The organism is Streptomyces sp. NBC_00984 (assembly GCF_045162475.1).
Classification (GTDB): Bacteria; Actinomycetota; Actinomycetes; order Streptomycetales; family Streptomycetaceae; genus Streptomyces.
Genome location: NZ_CP108734.1, coordinates 5,895,792 through 5,921,712, shown reverse-complemented (window position 1 = coordinate 5,921,712; position 25,921 = coordinate 5,895,792). Strand labels below are relative to the sequence as shown.

Sequence of the window (25,921 nt, the reverse complement as noted above, 5' to 3'; positions counted from 1 at the left end):
ACGAAGACATTGCGGATGGGTCTCGATGCGGCAACGGGGGCCGGGAGAGCGGCGGAACGTCAGGTTCAGGACACGATGTCCTTACGACTGAACCCGCGGAAGGCGAGAGCGAACAGGATCAGGGCATACGTCACCGAGATCGCCGCGCCCTTGACCATGCCGCCCCATTCGATGCCGGGCTGGAGCGCGTCCGCCCAGGCGAACTGCCAGTGCGCGGGCAGGAATTCGCGCCAGGACCCGAGCGCGGTGACGGCGTCCAGCACATTGCCGACGATGGTCAGCCCGACCGCGCCGCCGACCGCGCCCAGCGGGGCGTCGGTCTTCGTGGACAGCCAGAACGCCAGCCCGGCGGTGACCAGTTGGGACACGAAGACGAACGCGACGACGAGCGCGAGCCGTGGCACGGTCTGCGAGGCCGCGAGCGCTCCCCCGGTGGGCAGTTCGAGCGGCCCCCAGCCGTACGCGACGGCTCCCGCGGCCAGCGCGACGAGCGGCAGCAGCACCATCGCGGCCAGGCTGAAGCCGAGGGCCACGACGAGCTTGCTCCACAGCAGCCTGGCCCGTGGCACGGGCGCCGCCAGCAGATAGCGCAGCGACGACCAGCTCGCCTCGGAGGCGACGGTGTCCCCGCAGAACAGCGCGACCGGGACCACGAGCAGGAAGCCGGCGGAGACGAACAGGCAGGTCGCGGCGAAGTTCGCGGCGGACGCGGTCGCGGTGTCCATCAGGGTGATCCGGTCGCCGGCGCCGCCCCGCGAGTCCGGGGTGCCGCCGATCGCGAACGCGATGATCAGGACGAACGGCAGCGCGGCCAGCACCCCGCCCATGAGCAGGGTGCGGCGCCTGCGCAGCTGGCGTACCGCCTCGACGCGCAGCGGCAGGGTGTGCCGGGCGCGGTAGCCGGGGGCTTCGGCGCTCCCGGTGAGTTCGACTGCGGCACTCATGCGGAGCCTCCGGAGATCAGGGTGAGGAACGCGTCCTCCAGGCGGCGGTGCGGTCCGACACCGGTCAACGGCACGTCCAGCCGGACCAGTTCGGCGATCAGCCCGGACGAGGTGGCGCCGTCGAGCCGGACCAGCAGTCCGAGGCCGCCGGCGGTGCGGACCGCCGAGCCGATCCCGGCCAGGGCGGCGATCTTCTCCACGAGCGGTTCGGCGACCTCCTGCGCGGTGGTGACGAGCAGCATGTCGCCGGAGCCGGTGATCTCGGCGACCGGGCCCGCCTGGACGAGCCGGCCGCGGTCCATGACCACGAGGTGGGTGCAGGACTGCTCGACCTCGGAGAGCAGGTGGCTGGAGACGATGACGGTCCGGCCCCCGGCCGCGTAGCGGATCATCACGTCACGCATCTCGCGGATCTGGGGCGGGTCGAGGCCGTTGGTCGGTTCGTCGAGGATGAGCAGGTCCGGCAGGCCGAGCATGGCCTGGGCGATGGCGAGCCGCTGCCGCATGCCCTGCGAGTAGGTACGGACGGCGCGGGCCAGGGCGTCGCCGAGCCCGGCGATCTCCAGGGCCTCCTCCAGGTGCGCGTCCTCGGCGGGACGCCCGGTGGCCTGCCAGTACAGCTCCAGGTTGGCGCGCCCGGACAGGTGCGGCAGGAATCCGGCGCCCTCGACGAACGAGCCGACCCGGGACAGTACGGGTGCGCCCGGCCGGATGGCCTGCCCGAAGACCCGGATCTCGCCGTCGTCGGGGGTGATGAGCCCCATCAGCATGCGCAGCGTCGTGGTCTTGCCCGCGCCGTTGGGACCGAGGAGGCCGAGCACCTGCCCCTTCTCGACCCGGAAGGACAGTTCCTTCACGGCGTACCGGTCGCTGGACCTGGCGTACTTCTTCGACAGGCCGGTGATCCGGAGGGGTACGTCGGCGAGCGCCGGGTCGGGGGCGGGCGTCGCGGTGCGGCGGCGGGCGGTGAGCAGCAGCAGGGCGGCGATCACCACGGCGGCGGCCGGGAGCCCCCAGGTCCACCAGGGCAGGGTGGCGGGCGCGGTCTTCAGGCCGGGTGCGGTGGGGAGGGTCAGCGGGCCGGCCGGGGTCACGGTGTACGTCGTCGGCTCGGCCGGTGAGGCGTAGCCGAGGTCGGTGGCGGAGAGGACGAGGCGGAGCCGGTGTCCCGCGTCGAACCGGTGGTCGATGGCGGGGAGGGTCAGCCGGATCTCCTTGCCCTGCTGGTCCGGGGTGATCCGGAAGGGGGCGACCAGCTGGGAGGGCAGCAACTGCTGCTTGCCGTCCGGCGACACGTCGTACACCTTGCCGAACAGCACCGCGTCGCCCTGCCTCGCCTCGACGTCGACCCGGACGGTCGGTGAGCCGGTGACGCTCAGCGTGCTGTCCAGCGGGGCCGAGTCGAAGCGGGCGTACTGCCCGGGGAAGTCGATCGAGAGCCCGACGCCGAGCGACGAGAGCTGGGCGAGACCGCCGCCGACTCCGGGGACGGCGGAGATGGCGGGCGGGTTGGCCCCGGCGGGGTTGCGGAAGGTCTGCGTGCGACGGCCCAGGTCGACGTTGCGCGTGCCGTTGTCCAGCCCCGGGTAGGTGTCGCTGCTCGCCCCGCGTACCAGGGTGGCCCCGTCGGTGGAGTCGATGCCTCCGGTGCGGGTGACGCGGAAGCCGGGCCCGGTGTCGGCGCCCTTGTCGTCCTTGAGGTAGCGGTCGAACCAGTCGCCGATCCGCCGTTGGACGCGGTCGGTCTCCAGGTTGCCGCCGTCGTGCCCGCCGGCGATCCAGTCGACGGCGACCGGTGCGCCGTTGCCGCTGATGGCCTTGGCCATGGCGTCGGCCTGGCCGAGCGGGAAGAGGGAGTCGGACTGTCCCTGCACGATGAGCGCGGGCACCTCGATGCGGTCGGCGACGGCGCTCGGTGACCGTTGGGTCAGCAGCGCACGCGCGGCGGCGTCCGGCTTTCCGCTGACGGCGACCCGTTCGTACATCTCGCAGAGCCGCTTCTCGAACTTCTGGCAGCCGCCGCCGGTGGTGACGAAGATTCCGGCCCAGAGCTTCTTGAAGACCCCGTCGGGGAAGAGGGCGTCGGCGAGGTTCCAGTACGTGATCTGCGGTGCGACGGCGTCGACGCGCTTGTCGTACCCGGCGGCGAGGAGCGAGACGGCTCCGCCGTAGGAGGCCCCGGTGATCCCGACGCGGGGGTCGCCCTTCGCGTCGAGTTCCACCTCGGGCCGGTCCGCGAGCCAGTCGATCAGCCGGGACACGTCCTTGACCTCGCGGTCGGGGTCGTTGAGCCCGATGTCGCCGCCCGACTTGCCGAACCCGCGGGCGGACCAGGTCAGCACGGCGTACCCGGAGCGGGCCAACTGCTCGGCCTGCGCCCGCACATCGTCCTTGCTGCCGCCGAAGCCGTGCCCGATCAGCACGGCGGGCCGGCGCCCGCTGCCCCCGGCGGTGAAGTACGAGGTGTCGATGGACACCCCGTCGGCCTTCATCATCCGGTCCTGGCGGTGCACGGCGGGCCCGCTGTCGTCGGCCGCGGCGTTCCAGGTGCCCGCACCGGCCAGCACGGCGAGCGCCGCCAGGCCCGCGGCCCACCGGCCGCGTCTGCGGTGCGGCAGCCACCGCCACCGGGACCTGCTCGCTTCGGGAGTCTCCATGCTGCGACCCTAAGCGGGCCGCCGCGGCGCACGGCCCGCCACTGGGCGGAAGTCTCCGGCCTCCTTGCGGCGTACGGCGTCCGGCGCCCGTACTCCATGCGCGGTATGCCGGGCCGTTCGCGTGCGCAGGGCCGTCGGATGCGGAGCGCGTGGCACCGGGAACAGCGGCGGGCGGCTCACATGGTGTTGACGATGAGGCCGATGTGGGTGAAGTAGTTGAGCCCGCCGAAGAGCAGGAACGCCAGACCGGACAGCCCCCAGACGACCCCGGTCACCGGAGCCATCCAGCTCGACGGCCGGCGCAGCACGAACGGGAACAGCAGGGCGCCGATGCCCACCAGGACGTACAGCCCGGACATGAAGCTCGCCTCCAGGATCGGCCACCGCGCGAACTCCCCGGAGATGGGCTCCTCGGGCGGTGCGGCGAAGAGGGTGTACTTCCAGCCCGCGGCGGCGATTCCGAAGCAGGCGAGCCCGAGCCCGAACACGAAGACCGAGATGGGCATGGCGACACGGGCCGATCGGACGATGCGGTCCGCGCTGTTGAGTTCGGCTCCGCGTCTCCAGAGGTAGAAGGACGCGGCGAAGAGGAAGACACCGAAGGCCAGCGCCGGTTCGCCGAAGATGATGTTGTCGAACGGGAAGCCCTGTCCGGCGAGCGGCCAGGTCAGGGTCATGTGGAGGCCCGTGGTGACCAGGGTGAAGCCGAGGGCCCCGAACGCGAGGACCCAGCCTTCGGGGTTGATGGTGCGTCCGGGCGTGAGGAGCTGGCGCCCCAGCGCCACCACGAGCAGCAGCCCCGCGCCGGCGGCCACCGACATGATCGTGTTGTACGTCGGCATCCTGGCCCAGTCGATCTTCAGGCCGGATGCCGCCAGGGGGATGACATGGTGGATCATCCCGGGAGCGTATCGATGGATATGCACCTGATGCGGCATTTGCCCGCTCGCCCGAGTCGCAAGTACGTGCCATGTTCCCGCGCCCCCAGCCGTTCGGCCCGACAGGCTCTCAGGCGGTCGATGCCGGGTGCGGAACACCGCCCGGCGGGTACGGCGACTCCGTGGGCAGCAGTCCTGCCGCGTCGTCGAGCCGCCCGGCACGCACCAGTTCGTGGGCCTGCCGGGCGAGCGGGGTGACATCGCGGATCGACACCGTCCACTCGTCCGCGTACCGCCGTGACGCCTCGCCGGAGAGCCCGAGCTGGAGGGAGCGGTACGGCAGCCGGTCCAGGCGGAGGTCGCGCTCGGGGTCCCACTGGACGCGGGCCGGGGCGTGGCGCAGGTTCCGCCGCCAGGTGTCGCGGTCCGGGTGGACTCCCCTGACGTAGTGCGAGAGTTCGGCGTTCCCCAGGGCCCAGTCGAAGCCCTCGCGGGTGATCTCGACGGCCAGGACGGTCTCCTGACCCTCCTTCACGGCCCAGCCGCAGCGGTACATCATCCACAGGAAGCTCGGCTTGATCCATGTCATGCGGTCGCGCTTCCAGGCGTCGGGGAAGCGCCCGTCACGCACGGCGGGAAGGCCGATGAGGGGTGCGTATGCCTGGTACACGGTGACGGTGGTGTCCGTGTGCTGGGCGCGGATCTCGTACTGCGGCCTGGTCGGAGCGGTCATGGCCCCCATCAGAGCACCGGTCCGCCGGGCGCGGCGAACGGTTTACCGGCGCACCGGAGTCCGGGATTCCGCCGGGTGGTGAACGGGCGCGTCACCGGCGGGGGCTGACATTCGTCATACGGAGCTCGGTACACCCGGCTCTGCCGGGCACCGGGCCCCGGCGGCCAGTCTGTACGTATCGAGAGCGGGGCCGCGAAGGCACCCGCCGATACGGGAGAGGAACCCCTCATGACCAGCCCGGCAGCCACCGTCACCGCCCCTGTCGCAGATGCTCCGGCCGCCACCGCCCCGTTCGCGCCGCGCAAGGGTCTGCTGGACAGCCTGATGCCGCTGCTCGTGGATGTGGGGGTGCCGCTCGTCTCGTACTACGCGCTGAAGGCGGCGGGCCTGAGCACCTTCGCCGCGCTGGCCTGGAGCAGTGTGCTGCCGGCCCTGCGCACCGTGTGGGGCGTGGTGCGCAAGCGGCAGCTCAACGGGCTGGCGGCGCTGATGGTGACGGTCAACGCGGTCAGCCTGGTGACGAGCCTGGTGGTCGGGGACCCCCGGCTGATGCTCGCCAAGGACAGCGGGGTGAGCAGCGTCATCGGGCTCGTGATCCTGGTGACCGCGCTGAAGGGGCAGCCGATGATGAGCGCGGGGGTGCGGCCGATGCTGGTCAAGGGCGACGCGGCCAAGGACACCGCCTGGCAGCGGCTCTCGGCCGGGTCGGCGGCGTTCCGGCGGGCGGAGATCCGGTTCTCGGCGGTGTGGGGTGCGGCGCTGCTGGGCGAGTGCGTGGTGCGGGCCGTGGGCGCGTACACGGTGCCGGTGGAGACGATGGTGTGGCTCGGCACGGTGATCATGGTGGCGACCCTGGTGCTCGCGTTCCTGGTCTCGGGGCGGGTGGGCGCGGTCCCGATGGAGCGGATGATCGCCGAGGAGGCCGGTGCCGCGAAGGCGGCGGACGCCGTGCGCTGACGGGCCAGGGCCGGAGAGGGGCCGGAGAGGGGCCGGAGAAACAGAAGAAGCCGGGGAGAGGGAGCCATGACGGCTCCCTTTCCCCGGCTTCTCTTCGGTCCCGGCCCGGGACGCCCCCGGCACGGTCATGCGACGTGGATACCCTGCCCCGCTCAGTAGGCGGAGTTGACGTTGTCGATGGAACCGTAGCGGTGCGCGGCGTAGTTGGAGGCGGCGGCGATGTTGGCCACGGGGTCGTAGACGTTCTTGGAGGTGCCGCTGACGTGGTACGCGTTGAAGGTGGGGTCGATGACCTGGAGCAGCCCCTTGGACGGGATGCCCTTGGCAGCGTTGGAGTCCCAGTTGTTGATGGCGTTCGGGTTGCCCGCGGACTCACGCATCAGGTTGCGGTGGATACCTTCGTACGTGCCCGGGATGCCCTTCGCACGCATGACCTCGAGCGCCTGCTTGATCCACGTGTCCACGTTGCCGCCGGCGGCCTTGGCGGGGGTGGCGGCCGAGGCACTCGGGGCGCCGGCGACGGTGCCGGCCACGATCGCCGCACCAGCGGCGAGCATGCCCAGCGAGGCCTTCTTGGTGCGGGTCATGCGGGCGAACTTCTCGGGCATCGCGGTGATCTGCATTCGGAATTTCCTCTTTCGTCGGTGGGGCGATGCCAAGAATTGTTATGCCAAGAGGAAATCCAGGTCAATGATGGCCTTTTACTAAAAGTAATCGTATGTGGCGTCGGAAATGATCCAGGAATGCGCACGACAGCCCGGACGACAGCGTCGCCCCTCTACTATTCCGCATCATAGTGACGCCCGTCACGTGGCCCACCACACACGGCAAACGCTCCAAATCGCCACAAGAGTGGCGCGCGCCACGTGGCCTGCGTCATATAAAGAGCGGGCCATTGACTCACCGTAATGCGAAATAAGCACACCGCATTGATTGCGAGCGGTGAATCGTCTGCCCGTCGCCGGCCCTGCGACGGTCTCCGCCGGGCGCTCGTCGGCCGCCCCGGGGCGGCCATGACCTCAGAGGTAATTGAGCGGACGCCGGGCCCATCCTTACCGTTCGCATGACCAGAGCGACCGCATGACAACGACAGGAGGACCCAGTGATGTCGTCCCAGAACGCGAGTACGGTCCCGGCGACGGGCACCGCCCGCTCCGACGGCCTTCTCCGGGCTGCCCTCGTGGCAGATGTGATCCTCACCGGCGCGAACGGCATCGGCTATCTCGCGCTCGCCACCGTCCTGGACTCGCTCCTCGGCGTGCCGCTCCCCGTCCAGTACGCGGTGGGCGTCTTCCTCACGGTGTACGCGCTGTGGGTGCTGACCGTCTCGCGGCAGGAGGACATCAGCCGCGGCGCGGTCACCGTCGTCATCGCCCTGAACGCGGCCTGGGCCGTGGCCGGTGTCGTGACCGTCGTCCTGGACGCGCTGACCGCCACGACGGTCGGCAACGGCTGGATCGTGTTCCAGGCCTTGGTGGTGGGGGCGATGGGCGCGGTCCAGTACGCGGGGCTGCGGCGCATGTGAGAGCGCGGGGCGAGGGCCCGTACGGACACGGCGACGGCCCGCAAGGACGGGGGATGCGTCCGTACGGGCCGTCGGCCGGGATGAGGGATCAGTGGTTGCGGGGGAAGCCCAGGTCCACGCCCGCCGGGGCGTCGGCCGGGTCCGGCCAGCGGGTGGTGACGACCTTGCCGCGGGTGTAGAAGTGCACGCCGTCGTTGCCGTAGATGTGGTGGTCGCCGAAGAGCGAGTCCTTCCAGCCACCGAAGGAGTGGTAGCCCACCGGCACCGGGATCGGCACGTTGACGCCGACCATGCCGGCCTCGATCTCCAGCTGGAAGCGGCGGGCGGCGCCGCCGTCCCGGGTGAAGATCGCGGTGCCGTTGCCGAACGGCGAGGCGTTCATGAGGGCGACGCCCTCCTCGTAGGTCTCGGTGCGCAGGACGCACAGGACCGGGCCGAAGATCTCGTCCTTGTACGCGTCCGAGTCGGTGGACACGTTGTCGAGGAGGGAGAGGCCGATCCAGTGGCCGTCCTCGAAGCCCTCGACGGTGAAGCCGGTGCCGTCCAGGACGACATCGGCACCCTGGGCCGCGGCGCCCGTGACGTAGGAGGCGACCTTGTCGCGGTGGGCGGCGGTGATCAGCGGGCCCATCTCGGAGGCCGGGTCGTTGCCGGGGCCGATCTTGATCTTCTCGGCGCGCTCCTTGATCTTCGCGACCAGCTCGTCGGCGATGGCGCCGACCGCGACGACCGCGGAGATCGCCATGCAGCGCTCACCGGCGGAGCCGTACGCGGCGGAGACGGCGGCGTCGGCCGCGGCGTCGAGATCCGCGTCCGGCAGCACCAGCATGTGGTTCTTCGCGCCGCCGAGCGCCTGGACGCGCTTGCCGTTGGCGGAGGCGGTGGCGTGGATGTACCGGGCGATCGGGGTGGAGCCCACGAAGGAGACCGCGGCGACGTCCGGGTGGTTCAGCAGCCCGTCGACGGCGACCTTGTCACCGTGCAGGACGTTCAGCACGCCGTCCGGCAGACCGGCCTCGGCGGCCAGCTCGGCCAGCAGGATGGCGGCCGACGGGTCCTTCTCGCTGGGCTTGAGCACGAAGGTGTTCCCGCAGGCGATGGCGAGCGGGAACATCCACATCGGCACCATGGCCGGGAAGTTGAACGGGGTGATGCCCGCGACGACGCCGAGCGACTGGCGGATCGAGGAGACGTCGACCCGGCTGGAGACCTGGGTGGACAGCTCGCCCTTGAGCTGGGTGGTGATGCCGCAGGCCAGCTCGACGATCTCCAGACCGCGGGCGACCTCGCCCAGCGCGTCCGAGTGCACCTTGCCGTGCTCGGCGGTGATCAGCGCGGCGATCTCGTCGCGGTGGGCGTCGAGCAGTGCCCGGTAGCGGAACAGGACCGCGGTGCGGGCGGCCAGCGAGGACGTGCCCCAGGTGGCGTAGGCGTCCTTGGCGGCGGCGACCGCGGCGTCGACCTCTTCGAGGGAGGCGAGCGCGACCTGGGTGGTGACGGCGCCGGTGGCCGGGTCGGTGACCGGGCCGTAGTTGCCCGACGCGCCCTCGACGGTCTTGCCACCGATCCAGTGGTTGACGGTCTTCATGACAGAACTCCTTCAGAGGTGGTGGCGTCGGTCGGCGACGTGGCGGTCGTACTCTTCCCGGGCTCTCACGGCCGACGGCCGGGTGGCCGTTTCGGCTACGGGAACATCCCACCACGCCTGTGCCGGAGGGGGGCCCGACACAATGTCTGCCGTTTCGGTCTCGACGTAGACACAAGTGGGACGGTCCGCGGCCCGCGCCTCGGCGAGGGCTTCGCGCAGGTCACGCACGGTCTTGGCACGCAGCACCCGCATGCCGAGGGAGCCGGCGTTGGCCGCGAGATCGACGGGGAGCGGCGGGCCGGTGAACGTGCCGTCCGCGGCGCGGTGCCGGTAGGCGGTGCCGAGGCGCTCGGCGCCGACCTGCTCGGAGAGGCCGCCGATGGACGCGTAGCCGTGGTTCTGGAGGACGACCAGCTTCACGGGGAGTTCCTGCTGCACCGCGGTGACGATCTCGGTGGGATTCATCAGATACGTGCCGTCGCCGACGAGCGCCCAGACGGGGCGGTCGGGGGCGGCCAGCTGGACTCCGATCGCGGCCGGGATCTCGTAGCCCATGCAGGAGTAGCCGTACTCCACGTGGTACTGGTGCGGGGAGCGGGCCCGCCAGAGTTTGTGCAGGTCGCCGGGGAGCGAACCGGCCGCGTTGATCAGGATGTCGTCCTCGGTGACGAGGGCGTCGAGCAGGCCGAGGACCTGGGCCTGGGTGGGCCGGGCGTGCGGGTCCTCGGCGGTGAACGCGGCGGTGACGCGCTGCTCCCACCGCTCCTTGGCGTCGGTGTACTCCGTCTCGTAGGCGGGGTCGACGCGGTGGTTGCGGGCGGCGAGCGCGGCGGTGAGCGCTTCGAGGGCGGCGCGGGCGTCGGCGACGAGCGGGAGGGCGCCGAGCTTGTGGGCGTCGAAGCCGGTGATGTTGACGTTGAGGAAGCGGACCGCCGGGTTCGAGAAGAGCGTGGCGGAGGCGGTGGTGAAGTCGGAGTAGCGGGTGCCGATGCCGATGACCAGGTCGGCGGTGCGGGCCAGCTCGTCGGCGGTCGCGGTGCCGGTGTGGCCGATGCCGCCCACGTCGGCGGGGTGGTCGTGGCGCAGCGAGCCCTTGCCGGCCTGGGTGGAGGCGACGGGGATGCGGGTGGCGGCGGCGAACGCGGCGAGGGTCTCCTCGGCCGCGCTGTGGTGGACCCCGCCGCCCGCCACGATCAGCGGCCGGCGGGCACCGCGCACCGCCCGTACCGCCCGGTCGAGTTCGTACGGATCGGGGGCGGGGCGGCGTACGTACCAGACGCGCTCGGCGAAGAACTCCTCCGGCCAGTCGTACGCCTGGGCCTGTACGTCCTGCGGCAGCGCGAGCGTCACCGCGCCCGTCTCCGCCGGGTCGGTCAGGGTCCGCATGGCCTGGAGGGCGGCCGGTACCAGGGCCTCGGGGCGGGTGATCCGGTCGAAGTAGCGGGAGACGGGGCGCAGGCAGTCGTTGACGGAGACGTCGCCCGCGGACGGGACCTCCAGCTGCTGGAGCACGGGATCGGCGGGCCGGGTCGCGAAGGTGTCCCCGGGCAGGAGGAGGACGGGGAGGCGGTTGACGGTGGCGAGGGCGGCGCCGGTGACGAGGTTGGTGGCGCCGGGGCCGATGGAGGTGGTGACGGCGTGCGCGGAGAGCCGGCCGGACTGGCGGGCGTAGCCGACGGCGGCGTGCACCATGGCCTGTTCGTTGCGGCCCTGGAGGTAGGGCATCGCACGGCCGGACTCGACGAGCGCCTGGCCGACCCCGGCGACGTTGCCGTGGCCGAAGATGCCCCAGGTCGCGCCGATCAGGCGCCGGCGCCGGCCGTCACGCTCGGTGTACTGGCGGGACAGGAAGGACACCAGGGCCTGTGCCGTGGTGAGGCGGCGGGTACTCATGGGCGTGCCTCCGTCCCGTAGAACGGCAGTCTGGGGTCCACCGGCTGCGAGGGCCAGGTGTCGCGGATCCAGCCGTGGTCCGGGTGGTCGCTGATCAGCCACTCCCGCTGCTCCCCCGGGCCCGCCATCACATTGAGGTAGTAGAGGGTGCGGCCGGGTGAGGCGATGGAGGGGCCGTGCCAGCCGTCGGGGATCAGGACCGCGTCGCCGCTGCGGACCTCGGCGAGGACATCCGTACCGCCGTCCCGGGAGGGCGACACCCGGTGGTAGCCGAGGCCGTCGTGCTCCACCTCGAAGTAGTAGATCTCCTCCAGCACGGACTCGGCGCCGGGGCGGTGCTCGTCGTGCTTGTGCGGTGGGTAGGACGACCAGTTGCCGCCGGGGGTGAGGACCTCGACGGCGATCAGCCGGTCGCAGTCGAAGGTGTCGGCGGCGGCGAAGTTGTTGACCTGGCGGGAGCAGTTCCCGGAGCCGCGCAGCTCGACGGGCACCTCCGGCGCGGGGCCGTAGCGAGCGGGGAGTCGTCGCTCACACTTCGCTCCTGCCAGGGCGAAGCGGCCTCCTGCGCCGGAGGCGATCTGTGCTCGGGCGTCACGCGGTACATAGGCGAAGTCGGATACCCCGCTGAACACGCTTTCCCGGCCCAGCAGTTCAAAGATCTCACCTGAGGAGTGCACCGTACAGCCACCGGTCAACGGCAGAACGATCCACTCGCTCTCTCCGGTGACGAGCGTGTGAACTTCGCCGGGCCCGAGCTCCAGGACACGCAGACTCGACCGGTCCCAGCCGGCCCGCTCCGGGTCGATGTCGAGGGTGCAGGAGCCGCTCGCCGTGCTCCCGGCCTTCAGGTGGTGGCGCGGTTCGTGGTCCGTCGTCATGTTCTCGGCTCCATTTCTCTCGGCTCCAGCAGCGAAACAGCCGTGTCGACGGCCGCGGCCACCTCTCCGTCGGCCGGATAGAGCAGCGAACGCCCCACCACCAGCCCCTGGACGGTCGGCAGCCGCAGCGCCGTGCGCCACTTCTCGAACGCTCCGTCGAGGTCGTCGCCCACCTCCCCGCCCAGCAGCACCGCGGGCAGCGTCGACGTCTCCATCACCCGGGACATGTCGTCGGGGTTCTCGGTGACGGGGACCTTGAGCCAGGTGTACGCGGAAGTCCCGGCCAGCCCGGACGCGATGGCGATCGAGGTGGTGACCGCTTCCGCGCCGAGGTCATTGCGGACATGGCCGTCGGTGCGGCGGCAGAGGAACGGTTCGACGAAGACCGGCAGCCGGTGTGCGGCCATGGCGTCGATGGCGCGGGCGGTGGCATGCATGGTGTCGAGCGAGCCGGGGTCGTCGTAGTCGATGCGGAGCAGCAGTTTGCCCGCGTCGAAGCGGAGACGGGCGAGGTCCTCGGGGCGGTGGCCGGTGAACCGGTCGTCGAGTTCGAAGGCCGCGCCCGCGAGTCCGCCGCGGTTCATCGAGCCGATGACGACCTTGTTCTCCAACGCGCCGAGGAGCAGCAGGTCGTCGAGGATGTCGGCGGTGGCGAGCACTCCGTCGACACCGGGGCGGGAGAGGGCCAGGCGGAGCCGTTCCAGCAGCTCGAAGCGGTTGGCCATGGCCAGTGCGCGGTCGCCGACGGCGAGGGAGCCACGGGCCGGATGGTCCGCCGCGATGATCATCAGCCGTCCGCCGCTGCCGACCAGGGGGCGTCTGCGGCGGCGCGCGGCGGCCTCGGCGACGGCCTCGGGGTGGCGCATGCGCAACTGGACGAGTTCGGAGACGGAGGAGGCCGCGGGCGTCATGGGGTGGCTCCGGTGGGACGGGAGGTGACGGCACCTTCGGTCAGGGCCGCTTCGACTTCGTACGGGAACGGCATGGCGGACGAGCAGGCGAGCCGGGAGGCGACGATGGCCCCCGCGGCGTTGGCGTACCGCATGATGCGCCCGGTCTCCCAGCCCGCGAGGAGTCCGTGGCAGAGCGCCCCGCCGAAGGCGTCGCCGGCGCCGAGGCCGTTGACGACCTCGACGGGCAGCGGCGGTACTTCGGCCACCGCGCCGTCGCGGTGGACGGCGAGGACGCCCTCGGGACCCTGTTTGACGACGGCGAGTTCGACGCCGGCGCCGATCAACGCGCGGGCGGCCGCGTGCGGTTCGCGCTCGCCGGTCGCGATCTCGCACTCGTCGAGGTTGCCGACGGCGACGGTGGCGAGGGCCAGGGCCTCGCGGTAGCGGGCGGTGGGGCCGTCCTGCGACGCGTCCTGCGCGGTGTCCCAGAACATCGGGCGCCAGTCGAGGTCGAAGACGGTGATGCCGGAGCGGTCGCGGGCACGCAGCGCGGCGAGGGTCGCGGTCCGGCTCGGTTCGGCGCACAGCCCGGTGCCCGTCATCCAGAAGACCCGGGCGGACCGGATGGCTTCGAGGTCCAGCTCCGAGGTGTGGATCTCCAGATCGGGGGCCTTGGGCTGCCGGTAGAAGTAGAGGGGGAAGTCGTCGGGCGGGAAGATCTCGCAGAAGGTGACCGGTGTCGGATACGCGTCGACCGGCGTCACCCACCGGTCGTCCACCCCGAACTCCCGCAGCTGGTGGTGGAGATACTCCCCGAAGGCGTCCCGGCCGGTGCGCGTCACCACCGCCGTCCGCCGTCCGAGCCGGGCCGCCGCGACGGCGACATTGGACGGTGAGCCGCCGAGAAACTTCCCGAAGGTGTCGACCCGGGACAGTGGCAGACCGGCCTGAAGGGGGTAGAGATCCACACCGATGCGGCCCATGGTGATGACGTCGTACCGCTCAGGCATAACCATCCCTTCGACCGGCGTGACTGCCTCCAGGTCTAGCCCTCCCCCCGGAACCGTGTCAATGCTTTGTCCGGACATACGGACGAATGATTGACACCCGCTCCCCCGGCCGGAAGTCTTGACGGCATGACCTCCTCCGCAGTGGCCCCGGCCCGTATCCGTATCGGTTCGGCACCCGACTCGTGGGGGGTGTGGTTCCCCGACGATCCGCTCCAAGTGCCCTGGCGGCGTTTCCTCGACGAGGTCTCCGCGGCGGGTTACGAATGGATCGAGCTCGGCCCGTACGGCTACCTCCCGACCGACCCGGCCCGCCTCGCCGACGAGACCCGGCGCCGCGGGCTCTCGGTCTCGGCCGGGACCGTTTTCACCGGATTGCACCATGGGCCGGACGTCTGGGACCGGACCTGGGCGCATGTCGCCGACATCGCGGCACTCACCCGGGCGATGGGCGCCCGGCATCTGGTGGTCATCCCCTCGTTCTGGCGCGACGACAAAACGGGCGAGGTCCTGGAGGACCGCAGTCTCACCGCGGAGCAGTGGCGCGACCTCACCACTCAGACGGAGCGGCTGGGCCGCGAGGTGCGGGACCGTTTCGGGCTGCGCATCGTCGTCCATCCGCATGCCGACACCCATATCGACACCGAGGAGAACGTCGGCCGCTTCCTCGACGCCACCGATCCGGATCTCGTCTCGCTCTGCCTGGACACCGGTCACTACGCCTACTGCGGCGGCGACAGCGTCAAGCTGATCGAGACCTACGGCGAACGGATCGGCTATCTGCACCTCAAGCAGGTCGACCCGGAGGTCCTGGCCCAAGTCGTGGCGGACGAGGTGCCGTTCGGGCCGGCCGTGGCGCGCGGGGTGATGTGCGAACCGCCGGGCGGGGTGCCCGCGCTGGAGCCCGTGCTGGCCGCCGCCCGCGGGCTGGACGCCGATCTGTTCGCCATCGTCGAGCAGGACATGTACCCGTGCCCGCCCGACAAACCCCTCCCCATCGCCCGCCGCACCCGGGAGTTCCTCCGCTCCTGCGGCGCGCCCCCGCGGCCGGGACGCCCCAACACGCCGAACGGCCCTCGGAACTGACACCTCCGGCCCCGTACCCGTACGGCGGCGAGCACCCCGCACCCGCCGCCGTACAGGGCCCCCTCGCCCGAATGCCGTACAGCGCCACACACCATAAGATTCGGACAAATTAGGAGATATACACGATAGATAGAGGGAGTCCGCGTGAACTGGTACAGCGACCCCGACAGTCCGTCACCCGCCGCTCCTTCCGCTCCTTCCGCTCCTTCCGCTCCTTCCGCTCCTTCCGCTCCTTCCGCTCCTTCCGCTCCTTCCGCTCCTTCCGCTCCTTCCGGAAGCCGAACGGGCGTTTCCGCCTCGCCGCGCCGGTGATCGGCACATATCTCGGCGTCGCCGTGCTGCACTCGCTCTGGGACTCGATGCACGGCATCGCGATCTGGCTGGTCGCCGAGATCACCGACACGGGCCTGAGCCGTGCGCTCTTCGCGCAGGGATACATCCCGGCCCCCACCTCCGAGCAGCAGCATCTGTTCACCCTCTTCTCGGTCGGCGGCATCGTCGTGATCACGCTCGTCGCGCTGGCCTGGCTGCGGTCGCTGGCCCACGGCGCGCGGAACGCCGGCGCGAGCGAGGGGCGGGGCACTCGCGTTCATACCCCCTAGGGGTATAGTGTGGAGTGTGTTGGGACGCACGGGACTTTCCCGGGCCTCCCCGACACCGCAACCCTTTGTGCTCGTCGAAGAGGAGAACACCATGACCGCCGAGACCCAGCTCCCCCAGGCCACCGGTTCCTGCTGCTCCCCCAGCGGCTCCTGCCACGACGGCGCGGACGCCGGTGCGCAGGCGGGCGACGTGACCACCGTCTACCAGGTGTCCGGCATGACCTGTGGACACTGCGAGGGCTCCGTCTCCGAGGAGATCTCCGGTATCGAGGGCGTCGCCTCGGTGAAGGCCGTGGCCTCCACGGGCCGGGTGACCGTCGTCTCCGCGGCCCCGCTGGCCGACGACGCGGTGCGCGCCGCGGTCGACGAAGCGGGCTACGAGCTCGTCGGCCGGGCCTGAACACCATCGGGGCACTCCCCGATACGCCGGACGCATCCGCGTCGCCCCCTTTGCCGCCGGGCCGGACCGACCAGCAGATACTGGTGGGGCACGGCCCGGTCGGCATTTCAGGAGTTCGGACATGCACAGCGCAACAGAGGCCGGGACCCGGGCGGCGGAGGCTTCGACCGCTGAACTCACGATCGGCGGCATGACCTGCGCCTCCTGCGCGGCCCGCGTCGAGAAGAAGCTCAACCGGATGGACGGCGTCACCGCCACCGTCAATTACGCGACCGAGAAGGCCAAGGTCGCCTTCAGCCCGGAGACCGGCCTCGCGGATCTGATCGCCACGGTCGAGAGGACCGGTTACACGGCGCAGCCGGTGCACCACCCGGAACCACCCCCGTCCGCCCCGCCGACCAGCGATGACACCCGGGCCGGCACCGAAGCCGAGGACGACGACCCCGACGAGCGGAGCGCCGCCCAGGCTCTCGCCCTGCTGCGGCAGCGGCTGATCGTCTCGGCCGTCCTCGCCGCCCCCGTCGTCGTGCTCGCGATGGTCCCGGCCCTCCAGTTCGACAACTGGCAGTGGCTCTCGCTCACCCTCGCCGCTCCCGTCGTCGTCTGGGGCGGACTGCCCTTCCACCGCGCGACCTGGACCAACCTCCGGCACGGCGCGGCCACCATGGACACCCTGGTCTCGATCGGCACGCTGGCCGCCTTCGGCTGGTCCCTGTGGGCGCTCTTCCTCGGCGACGCGGGCATGACCGGGATGCGGCACGGCTTCGACCTCACCGTCTCGCGCGCCGGTGACTCGTCCACCATCTATCTGGAGGTCGCGGCCGGGGTCGTCACCTTCCTCCTGCTGGGCCGCTATCTGGAGGCGAGGTCCAAGCGGAAGGCCGGTTCCGCCCTGCGCGCGCTGATGCACCTGGGCGCGAAGGACGTCTCCGTCCTCCGGGACGGTACGGAGGTACGCGTCCCCGTCGCCCGGCTGGCCTCGGGCGACCGCTTCGTCGTCCGCCCCGGCGAGAAGATCGCCACCGACGGCACCGTCGTCGAGGGTGCCTCGGCCGTGGACGCCTCGATGCTCACCGGTGAGTCCGTGCCCGTGGAGGTGGGTGTCGGCGACTCCGTCACCGGGGCCACCGTGAACACCTCCGGCCGGCTCGTCGTCGAGGCCACCCGGGTCGGCGCCGACACCCAGCTGGCCCGGATGGCGAAGCTCGTCGAGGACGCGCAGAACGGCAAGGCCGAGGTGCAGCGCCTCGCCGACCGGATCTCCGCGGTCTTCGTGCCCGTGGTGCTGGTGATCGCGCTCGTCACCCTGGTCGCGTGGCTGCTCGTCACGGACGACGTGACCGCCGCGTTCACCGCCGCCGTGGCCGTACTGATCATCGCCTGCCCCTGCGCCCTGGGCCTCGCCACCCCCACCGCCCTCATGGTCGGCACCGGACGCGGCGCCCAGCTCGGCATCCTCATCAAGGGCCCCGAAGTCCTGGAGACCACCCGCCGCGTCGACACGATCGTCCTCGACAAGACCGGCACCGTCACCACCGGCCGCATGACCCTCCTCGACGTCCACACCACCGAAGACACCGACGAAACCGACGTGCTCCGCCTCGCCGGCGCCCTGGAACACTCCTCCGAACACCCCATCGCCCAGGCCGTCGCCACCGGAGCCGCCGAACGCACCGGCACCCCCCTCCCCACCCCCGAGGACTTCGCCAACATCCCCGGCCTCGGCGTCCAGGGCGTCGTCGACGGGCACCGGGTACTCGTCGGCCGTCCGCAGTTGCTCGCCGACGCGGGCATCGACACCTCCGACGCCCTGTCAGGCGCCGTCGCGGACGCGGCGGCCGAGGGCCGCACCGCGGTCATGGTCGCCTGGGACGGGCGGGCGCGCGGCGTCCTCGCCGTGGCCGACAAGATCAAGGACACCAGCGCGGAGGCCGTCGCCGAGCTCCGCGCCCTCGGCCTCCGCCCCGTTCTGCTGACCGGTGACAACCGCGCCGTGGCCGACGCCGTGGCCCGTGCCGTCGGGATCGACGAGGTCCACGCCGAGGTCCTGCCCGAGGAGAAGGTGCACGTCATCGAGGGGCTGCGGGCCGAGGGCCGCTCGGTCGCGATGGTCGGTGACGGGGTCAACGACGCCGCCGCCCTCGCCACCGCCGACCTCGGCCTGGCGATGGGCACCGGCACGGACGCCGCGATCGAGGCGAGCGATCTCACCCTGGTTCGTGGAGATCTCAAGGTGGCCGCCGACGCGATCCGGCTGTCCAGGCGCACCCTGACCACCATCAGGGGCAACCTGTTCTGGGCATTCGGTTATAACGCAGCCGCCTTGCCCCTTGCGGCATTTGGCCTGCTCAACCCTATGATTGCGGGAGCGGCGATGGCGTGCTCCTCAGTCTTCGTCGTGACGAACAGCCTGCGGTTGCGCGCCTTCACGTAATTTCCACAAAGAGATCCAGATCACATGGATTTCGGGGTAACCATCCGGCGGGTTCGTGAGTCTAAGAGTGCGATGCCAAGGATGTCTTGGGGGACATCCATCGGAGGGTCTTGGGGGACGCTCCGGGCAAGCGTTGGCCGGGGCACGTGCACCGGGGAGCTTTGAGCGGCCCTCCCGTGCGTACGTACCCCGGCAGACCGCACCAGCAGGACAAGTGAAGAGCGCAGTTCGCAGTAGCTGAGGAACGCAGGAGCTCCGGCTCCCACAGACGCCCGGCCGGATCCCGTGGGGGGAATCCGCTCCGGGACATGGGAAGCGCCTCGCTGTCGGCCCGTGGGGGGATCGATGGCGGGGCGCTTCTCGCTGTTGTCAGGCGCTCGCCGTGCCGCCGCCGGGTACGCAAATCGCCCCGGACACCGCGCTCTGTGCGAAAGCGCGGTACGCGGGGCGAAGTCGACCGGCCTCGGCGGCCGGGGGTCGTGCGGGGGGGGTGCGACGAGGCTCAGCGGGCCTCGACCGGGACGAAGTCGCGCAGGACCTCTCCGGTGTAGATCTGGCGCGGGCGGCCGATGCGGGAACCCGGCTCCTTGATCATCTCGTGCCACTGGGCGATCCAGCCGGGGAGACGGCCGATCGCGAAGAGCACGGTGAACATCTCGGTCGGGAAGCCCATGGCCCGGTAGATCAGACCCGTGTAGAAGTCCACGTTCGGGTAGAGGTTGCGCGAGACGAAGTACTCGTCGGAGAGCGCGTGCTCCTCCAGCTTCAGCGCGATGTCGAGCAGCTCGTCGGACTTGCCGAGCGCGGACAGCACGTCGTGGGCGGCGGCCTTGATGATCTTGGCGCGCGGGTCGAAGGACTTGTAGACGCGGTGGCCGAAGCCCATCAGCCGGACGCCGTCCTCCTTGTTCTTCACCTTGCGGATGAAGGAGTCGACATCGCCGCCGTTGGCCTGGATGCCTTCGAGCATCTCCAGCACCGACTGGTTGGCGCCACCGTGCAGCGGGCCCCACAGCGCCGAGATGCCGGCGGAGATCGAGGCGAACATGTTCGCCTGCGAGGAGCCGACCAGACGCACGGTGGAGGTCGAACAGTTCTGCTCGTGGTCCGCGTGCAGGATGAGCAGCTTGTCGAGCGCGGAGACGACGACCGGGTCCAGGTCGTACTCCTGGGCGGGGACCGAGAAGGTCATGCGCAGGAAGTTCTCGACGTACCCGAGGTCGTTGCGCGGGTAGACGAAGGGGTGGCCGATCGACTTCTTGTAGGCGTACGCCGCAATCGTCGGCAGCTTGGCGAGCAGCCGGATCGTCGAGAGGTGGCGCTGCTCCTCGTCGAACGGGTTGTGGCTGTCCTGGTAGAACGTGGACAGCGCGCTGACGACCGAGGACAGCATGGCCATCGGGTGGGCGTCGCGCGGGAAGCCGTCGAAGAAACGCTTGACGTCTTCGTGCAGCAGCGTGTGCTGGGTGATCTCGTTCTTGAAGGTCGACAGCTCGTCGACCTTGGGAAGCTCGCCGTTGATGAGCGTGTACGCGACCTCGAGGAACGTCGAGCGCTCGGCGAGCTGCTCGATGGGGTAGCCGCGGTAGCGCAGGATGCCCTGCTCACCGTCGAGGTAGGTGATGGCGGATTTATAGGCTGCGGTGTTGCCATATCCGCTGTCCAGCGTCACCAGACCGGTATTGGCCCGGAGCTTCCCGATATCGAAGCCCTTGTCGCCGACGGTGCTGTCGATCACCGGGTAGGTGTACTCGCCGTCGCCGTACCGCAGTACTACAGAGTTGTCGCTCACGTCATCCCTCACCGACGTAGTGCCTCTTCTTCGAGGTTCCCTGACTGTCTCCACCCTCCCCCATTTGGCTCAGGAGAGTGCACTCGGGGTCGTCCATTGGACCTACTCGCGGCACTGAGTGCCGCGAACTTACTCATCCTGCCCCCTCGGTTCCGGTTCCGGAAGGGCTGCGTGATGTTTCCCACCGATTTGATCGATCATTTTTCCGCCGATCCTCCGCCCGAGCCCCCTGACAACCGGTAATCCAGCGCCGTACAGCGTCTGCCTGCGGAAACCGTGCGGACCGCCTGGCCGATCGCCTGCCGCGAGCCGACCAGCACGACGAGCTTCTTGGCCCTGGTCACGGCGGTGTACAGCAGGTTCCGCTGGAGCATCATCCAGGCGCTCCTGGTAACGGGGATGACGACGGCCGGGTACTCGCTGCCCTGGGAGCGGTGGATCGTCATGGCGTACGCGTGGGCCAGCTCGTCCAGCTCGTCGAAGTCGTAACCGATCTCCTCGTCCTCGTCGGTGAGGACCGTCAGCTTCTGTTCGTCCAGGTCGAGGGCGGTGACGACGCCGACCGTGCCGTTGAAGACGCCGTTCTCCCCCTTGTCGTAGTTGTTGCGGATCTGGGTGACCTTGTCGCCGACCCGGAAGACCCGGCCGCCGAACCGCTTCTCGGGGAGGTTCGGGCGGCCCGGGGTGATGGCCTGCTGGAGGAGTCCGTTGAGCGTGCCCGCGCCGGCCGGGCCCCGGTGCATCGGGGCGAGGACCTGTACGTCGCGCCGCGGGTCGAGGCCGAACTTGGCGGGAATGCGGCGCGCCGCGACGTCCACCGCGAGCACGCCGGCGTCCTCCGTCTCGTCCTCCACGAAGAGGAAGAAGTCCTTGAGGCCCTGGGTGAGGGGCGGTATCCCGGAGTTGATCCGGTGGGCGTTGGTGACGACGCCGGACTGCTGGGCCTGGCGGAAGATCGTGGTGAGCCGGACCGCGGGGACGGGGCTGCCGTCGGCGAGCAGATCGCGCAGCACCTCCCCCGCGCCGACCGACGGCAACTGGTCGACATCCCCGACGAGCAGGAGGTGGGCGCCGGGCGCCACCGCCTTCAGCAGCTTGTTGGCGAGCAGCAGATCCAGCATCGACGCCTCGTCGACGACGACCAGATCGGCGTCCAGCGGACGGTCCCGGTCGTACGCGGCGTCGCCGCCCGGCTTCAGTTCGAGCAGCCGGTGCACGGTGGACGCCTCGGCCCCGGTCAGCTCGGAGAGCCGCTTGGCCGCCCGCCCGGTGGGCGCGGCCAGCACCACCTTGGCCTTCTTGGCCCGCGCCAGCTCCACGATCGACCGGACGGTGAACGACTTCCCGCAGCCGGGCCCACCGGTCAGCACCGCGACCTTCCGGCTGAGCGCCAGCCGGACCGCCGCCTCCTGCTCGGGGGCCAGATTCGCCCCCGTACGCGTGCCGAGCCAGGCCAGCGCCTTGTCCCAGTCCACGTCCGCGAAGGCCGGCATCCGCTCCTCGGGCGTCCGCAGCAGCCGCTGGACCTGGGCGGCGAGGGCGATCTCGGCACGGTGGAAGGGCACCAGATAGATGGCGGTGACGAACTCGCCGCCCTCGGGCGACGGCACCTTCTCCCGTACGACGCCCTCCGGGTCCTCGGCCAGTTCGGCGAGGCACTCGATGACCAGTCCCGTGTCGACCTGGAGCAGCTTCACCCCGTCCGCGATCAGCCGCTCCTCCGGGAGGAAGCAGTGCCCCTGGTCGGTGGACTGCGACAACGCGTACTGCAGTCCCGCCTTGACCCTCTCCGGGCTGTCGTGCGGGATGCCGACGGCCTGGGCGATCTTGTCGGCGGTGAGGAAGCCGATGCCCCAGACGTCGGCGGCGAGCCGGTAGGGCTGGTTCTTCACGACGGAGATCGACGCGTCCTCGTACTTCTTGTAGATACGGACGGCGATGGAGGTGGAGACGCCGACGCCCTGGAGGAAGACCATCACCTCCTTGATCGCCTTCTGCTCCTCCCACGCAGCGGCGATCATCTTCGTGCGCTTGGGGCCGAGACCGGGGACCTCGACGAGCCGCTTCGGTTCGTTCTCGATGATGTCGAGGGTGTCGACGCCGAAGTGGGTGGTGATCCGGTCGGCCATCACCGGGCCGATGCCCTTGATCAGGCCGGAGCCGAGATAGCGGCGGATGCCCTGGATGGTGGCGGGCAGGATCGTCGTGTAGTTCTCGACGGTGAACTGCTTGCCGTACTGCGAGTGCGAGCCCCAGCGCCCTTCCATCCGCAGCGACTCACCGGGCTGCGCACCGAGCAGCGAACCGACCACGGTGAGCAGATCGTTGGCACCGCGACCGGTGTCGACGCGCGCGACCGTGTACCCGTTCTCCTCGTTGGCGTACGTGATGCGCTCCAGCACACCTTCGAGGACGGCCAGGTTCGGCATGGTGGACATGGACCGACGGTATCGGTTCCCACTGACACCGCGTTCCCGGCCTCGGCGGCCGTCGGCCGGCTCAGGTGCTGCCTCAGTGGACGACGCCGCTGCTCACGGCCGCTTGCTCCGCGGCGACGGGCGGCGACCGTTCGTCCGGTGCGCCGGCTGCCCGAGCCACCGGCCCCCGTCCTGCCCGGAAGGGACGCTCGCCCGGTTCGTTGTTCCTCCGGGGACTTCCCTACTTCGCGGGGACCACGATGTGCAGCTTGCCGTCGATCACGGCCCAGGCCACGTCGGTCGGCGTCGACGCGGTCGCGCTCTCCTGGAGCGGGAAGACATAGAGGCCCTCCGCCGGTGCGCCGAGGTCGCGGAACAGCGGCTTCTTGCTGATCCAGATCTTGCCGTCGCCGTCCCAGACCGTCGGCGTGTCGTAGTAGAAGTACCCATGCGTGCGCAGCTCGTCGGCGATGCCCTCGGCCCGCTGCCGCAACCCGGCGATCCGGGCCTCGGCGACGGCTTCCTGCCCGGTGCTGAACGCGACGACGTGGTAGACGTTGTCGTCGCCGTAGTCCCGGGTGGCCAGAACGGTGGCCCGCGCCACGCCCTTCGCGGTGGCCTGCGAGAACAGGGCGTGATTCTTCTTGGCCCGCTTCCCGAACAGTCCGCCCCCGAAGAGCTCCTTGAGCCCTTCCACGGAGTCGAGCTTTCCGGTCAGTTGAGGATTCTGCGACATCTCTTGTTGCCTTTCGGTGAGCACGATTCGCACTGGTGTGCTATCGGAAGCGTAGGGCAACTCTCATGTATGCGCAGCCATTTATATGGACCGTTCAACTCCCCCTCCCGCCGGGCGTGCCGGCGGCAGCCGCATCCTGAGGGCGGGCCAACTCTTCGGACACCACCGGCCTCGGCAGCGCGGTGCCGATACTGCCGCCTTCGGTAGGCTCGCGGGTCATTCCGCCCGGTCACCACCGGGGCGGTCACGACCTTCCGGGCATCCCGCCGGAGGCGGAGCGACGCGGTCGAGGATGGGTCCGCACACGGTTCCCGGAAAACGAAACGGGGCCCGGTCAAAGACCGGACCCCCCTCGCTTTCCCCCACCGTCAGGGCTTCCCGATCCCCCCAGATCCCTCCCCGGAAGCACCCGACTCCACATACGACTCGGCTGGGTGCCGAACGGTTGCATGCCTTGACGATCTCTTTGCCTTGGTGGCAAAGCGCCTTCTCAGCAGGCGTGTTCGGCGTACCGGGACGCGACCTCCGCGAGGACTTCGGCGCCGTCCCGGGCCCAGAGGCCCTCGTTGAAGATCTCCACCTCGATCGGGCCGCCGAAGCCGGTGGCCTCGACCAGGGTGCGGAACGCCCGGAAGTCCACCGCTCCGTCGCCGAGTTGGCCGCGGCCCACCAGGACGCCGGCCGGGAGCGGGGTGATCCAGTCGGCCAGCTGGAAGGAGTGGATGCGGCCGCCCGCGCCCGCGCGGGCGATCTGCGCGGGCGCCTGGTCGTCCCACCAGATGTGGTACGTGTCGACAACCACCCCGACCTGTTCGGCGGGGAAGTGCTCCGCGATGTCCAGGGCCTGGGAGAGCGTGGAGACGACGCAGCGGTCCGAGGCGAACATCGGGTGCAGCGGCTCGATGGCGAGGCGTACACCGCGTTCGGCCGCGTACGGAGCCAGTTGCCCCAGAGCGTCCACGATGCGTTCACGGGCGCCGTGCAGGTCCTTGCTGCCCTCCGGGAGGCCGCCGGAGACCAGGACCAGGGTGTCGGTGGACAGGGCCGCCGCCTCGTCGAGCGCGGCGCGGTTGTCGTCCAGGGCGCGGGCCCGTTCCGCCGGGTCCAGGGCGGTGAAGAAGCCGCCGCGGCACAGGCTGGTGACGGACAGGCCGGAGTCGGCCAGGAGCCGGGCGGTGCGCTCGATGCCGTACGACTGGACGGGGGCCCGCCACAGGCCGACCTTGTCGATGCCCGCCTTGACGCAGCCCTCGGCCAGTTCGGGCAGCGACCACTGCTTGATGGTCTCCTGGTTGATGGAGAGACGGCCGTCGCTCATCGGGTGCCTCCGTTACCGCCGTTGACCGCGAGCAGGGTGCGCATCCGGGATTCGGCCAGCTCCGGGTCGGGGAACAGGCCGAGCCGGTCGGCGAGTTCGTACGCCTTCGCCAGATGCGGCAGCGAGCGGGCGGACTGCAGGCCGCCGACCATCGTGAAGTGGTCCTGGTGGCCGGCCAGCCAGGCGAGGAACACCACGCCCGTCTTGTAGAAGCGGGTGGGCACCTGGAAGAGGTGGCGGGACAGCTCGACCGTGGGGTCGAGAAGGTCGCGGAAACCCTGGGTGTCACCCGTGTCGAGGACCCGTACCGCGTGGGCGGCCAGCGGGCCCAGCGGGTCGAAGATGCCGAGCAGGGCGTGACTGAAGCCCCGGTCGTCGCCCGCGATCAGCTCGGGGTAGTTGAAGTCGTCGCCGGTGTAGCAGCGGACCCCGCCCGGGAGGCGGCGGCGGACGTCGATCTCGCGCTCGGCGTCCAGGAGCGAGATCTTGATGCCGTCGACCTTGTCCGGGTGCTCCGCGATGACCTTCAGGAACGTGTCGGTCGCGGTGTCGAGGTCCGAGGAGCCCCAGTAGCCGTCCAGCGCGGGGTCGAACATCGGGCCCAGCCAGTGCAGGACGACCGGCTCCGACGCCTGGCGCAGCAGGTGGGCGTACGTCTCCAGGTAGTCCTCGGGCCCCTTCGCCGCCGCGGCGAGCGCGCGGGAGGCCATCAGGATGGCCTGGGCGCCGCTCTCCTCGACGAGGGCGAGCTGCTCCTCGTACGCGGACCGCACCTCGGCGAGGGAGGCGGGGCCGGTGAGCTGGTCGGTGCCGACGCCGCAGGCGATGCGGCCGCCGACCGCCTTGGCCTCGGCGGCGGAGCGGCGGATCAGCTCGGCCGCGCCCGCCCAGTCCAGGCCCATGCCGCGCTGGGCGGTGTCCATCGCCTCGGCGACGCCCAGGCCGTGCGACCAGAGGTGGCGGCGGAAGGCGAGGGTGGCGTCCCAGTCGACGGCGGCCGGGGAGTCGGGGCTGATGTCGGCGTACGGGTCGGCGACGACATGGGCGGCGGAGAAGACCGTGCGCGAGGCGAGCGGGCCGGTGCCGGGGGCCAGGTCGAGCGGGGTGGCGCGGGGTTCGTACGGGCCCTGCGGGAGGTGGATGGTCACTCAGATCAGCTCCGATGTGCCGTGCGTGGGGTGGC

At 70.6% G+C, this 25,921-nt stretch carries 21 protein-coding genes; 6 read left to right on the top strand and 15 right to left on the bottom strand.

The genetic code is table 11. The annotated features are described in order from the left end of the window. Positions 1-65: 65 nt before the first annotated feature. The 4 genes from OG520_RS26505 to OG520_RS26490 form a co-directional block, all read right to left on the bottom strand. Positions 66-944, bottom strand: coding sequence for an ABC transporter permease (locus OG520_RS26505; RefSeq protein ID WP_399329515.1), 879 nt, complete (start codon positions 942-944; stop codon positions 66-68). Beyond that, positions 941-3,601, bottom strand: coding sequence for an alpha/beta fold hydrolase (locus OG520_RS26500; RefSeq protein WP_406014861.1), 2,661 nt, complete (start codon positions 3,599-3,601; stop codon positions 941-943). Before OG520_RS26500 ends, OG520_RS26505 begins: the two co-directional genes overlap by 4 nt. Before the next feature lie 176 nt (positions 3,602-3,777). After that, positions 3,778-4,500, bottom strand: coding sequence for a DUF981 domain-containing protein (locus tag OG520_RS26495; RefSeq protein ID WP_406014860.1), 723 nt, complete (start codon positions 4,498-4,500; stop codon positions 3,778-3,780). 109 nt (positions 4,501-4,609) lie between these two features. Continuing rightward, positions 4,610-5,212, bottom strand: coding sequence for a DUF4291 domain-containing protein (locus tag OG520_RS26490; protein WP_406014859.1), 603 nt, complete (start codon positions 5,210-5,212; stop codon positions 4,610-4,612). A gap of 228 nt (positions 5,213-5,440) precedes the next feature. Between OG520_RS26490 and OG520_RS26485 the strand changes: the two genes are divergently transcribed. Then, positions 5,441-6,169, top strand: a complete 729-nt coding sequence (locus OG520_RS26485) for a VC0807 family protein (protein WP_406014858.1) — start codon at positions 5,441-5,443, stop codon at positions 6,167-6,169. Between the two features lie 152 nt (positions 6,170-6,321). On the opposite strand, the gene OG520_RS26480 is transcribed toward OG520_RS26485, so the two are convergent. After that, positions 6,322-6,792 carry a transglycosylase SLT domain-containing protein gene (locus OG520_RS26480; protein WP_406014857.1) on the bottom strand — a complete coding sequence of 157 codons (471 nt, stop codon included), beginning with the start codon at positions 6,790-6,792 and terminating at the stop codon, positions 6,322-6,324. Positions 6,793-7,274: 482 nt separating this feature from the next. Here OG520_RS26480 and OG520_RS26475 point away from each other — a divergent pair, with 482 nt between their 5' ends. Next, a complete protein-coding gene (locus OG520_RS26475) occupies positions 7,275-7,694 on the top strand; it encodes a hypothetical protein (protein ID WP_406014856.1) in 420 nt (139 codons plus the stop codon). A gap of 88 nt (positions 7,695-7,782) precedes the next feature. Here OG520_RS26475 and mmsA read toward each other — a convergent pair whose 3' ends face one another. Genes mmsA through iolC form a run of 5 tightly spaced genes read right to left on the bottom strand, consistent with a single transcriptional unit; the run spans position 7,783 to position 13,956 of the window. Beyond that, entirely contained in the window at positions 7,783-9,282 is a 1,500-nt protein-coding gene (mmsA, locus tag OG520_RS26470; protein ID WP_406014855.1) for a CoA-acylating methylmalonate-semialdehyde dehydrogenase, read from the bottom strand. Positions 9,283-9,294: 12 nt separating this feature from the next. After that, positions 9,295-11,175, bottom strand: coding sequence for a 3D-(3,5/4)-trihydroxycyclohexane-1,2-dione acylhydrolase (decyclizing) (iolD, locus tag OG520_RS26465; protein WP_266418992.1), 1,881 nt, complete (start codon positions 11,173-11,175; stop codon positions 9,295-9,297). Beyond that, on the bottom strand, positions 11,172-12,053 hold the full coding sequence (iolB, locus tag OG520_RS26460; protein ID WP_399329522.1) for a 5-deoxy-glucuronate isomerase: 882 nt from the start codon (positions 12,051-12,053) through the stop codon (positions 11,172-11,174). Before iolB ends, iolD begins: the two co-directional genes overlap by 4 nt. Next, positions 12,050-12,964, bottom strand: a complete 915-nt coding sequence (locus OG520_RS26455; RefSeq protein ID WP_406014854.1) for a deoxyribose-phosphate aldolase — start codon at positions 12,962-12,964, stop codon at positions 12,050-12,052. The genes iolB and OG520_RS26455 overlap by 4 nt, the downstream gene beginning before the upstream one ends. Further along, positions 12,961-13,956, bottom strand: a complete 996-nt coding sequence (gene iolC, locus OG520_RS26450) for a 5-dehydro-2-deoxygluconokinase (RefSeq protein ID WP_266418983.1) — start codon at positions 13,954-13,956, stop codon at positions 12,961-12,963. The genes OG520_RS26455 and iolC overlap by 4 nt, the downstream gene beginning before the upstream one ends. A gap of 126 nt (positions 13,957-14,082) precedes the next feature. On the opposite strand from iolC, the gene OG520_RS26445 reads away from it, so the two are divergent. The 4 genes from OG520_RS26445 (at position 14,083) to OG520_RS26430 (ending at position 18,475) form a co-directional block, all read left to right on the top strand. Further along, on the top strand, positions 14,083-15,039 hold the full coding sequence (locus OG520_RS26445) for a sugar phosphate isomerase/epimerase family protein (protein WP_406014853.1): 957 nt from the start codon (positions 14,083-14,085) through the stop codon (positions 15,037-15,039). Between the two features lie 308 nt (positions 15,040-15,347). Further along, complete coding sequence (locus tag OG520_RS26440; protein WP_406014852.1) at positions 15,348-15,641, top strand: hypothetical protein; 294 nt, start codon at positions 15,348-15,350, stop codon at positions 15,639-15,641. A 91-nt stretch (positions 15,642-15,732) separates the two neighbouring features. Further along, positions 15,733-16,041: a heavy-metal-associated domain-containing protein gene (locus OG520_RS26435; RefSeq protein ID WP_406014851.1), complete on the top strand. Its 309-nt coding sequence runs from the start codon at positions 15,733-15,735 to the stop codon at positions 16,039-16,041. Positions 16,042-16,162: 121 nt separating this feature from the next. After that, positions 16,163-18,475, top strand: a complete 2,313-nt coding sequence (locus tag OG520_RS26430) for a heavy metal translocating P-type ATPase (protein WP_406014850.1) — start codon at positions 16,163-16,165, stop codon at positions 18,473-18,475. Between the two features lie 502 nt (positions 18,476-18,977). On the opposite strand, the gene OG520_RS26425 is transcribed toward OG520_RS26430, so the two are convergent. The 5 genes from OG520_RS26425 to OG520_RS26405 form a co-directional block, all read right to left on the bottom strand. Then, the gene (locus OG520_RS26425; protein WP_266418968.1) at positions 18,978-20,267 is read right to left on the bottom strand and encodes a citrate synthase; all 1,290 of its coding nucleotides are present in this window, start codon (positions 20,265-20,267) and stop codon (positions 18,978-18,980) included. 197 nt (positions 20,268-20,464) lie between these two features. Then, complete coding sequence (locus tag OG520_RS26420) at positions 20,465-22,696, bottom strand: ATP-dependent RecD-like DNA helicase (protein WP_399329653.1); 2,232 nt, start codon at positions 22,694-22,696, stop codon at positions 20,465-20,467. A gap of 229 nt (positions 22,697-22,925) precedes the next feature. Continuing rightward, positions 22,926-23,420 (bottom strand): hypothetical protein, encoded by a 495-nt coding sequence (locus OG520_RS26415; protein WP_399329526.1) that lies wholly within the window; start codon positions 23,418-23,420, stop codon positions 22,926-22,928. A gap of 490 nt (positions 23,421-23,910) precedes the next feature. Next, a complete protein-coding gene (locus OG520_RS26410; RefSeq protein WP_406014849.1) occupies positions 23,911-24,738 on the bottom strand; it encodes a sugar phosphate isomerase/epimerase family protein in 828 nt (275 codons plus the stop codon). Next, on the bottom strand, positions 24,735-25,886 hold the full coding sequence (locus OG520_RS26405; RefSeq protein ID WP_406014848.1) for a dihydrodipicolinate synthase family protein: 1,152 nt from the start codon (positions 25,884-25,886) through the stop codon (positions 24,735-24,737). The genes OG520_RS26410 and OG520_RS26405 overlap by 4 nt, the downstream gene beginning before the upstream one ends. Positions 25,887-25,921: the final 35 nt, after the last annotated feature.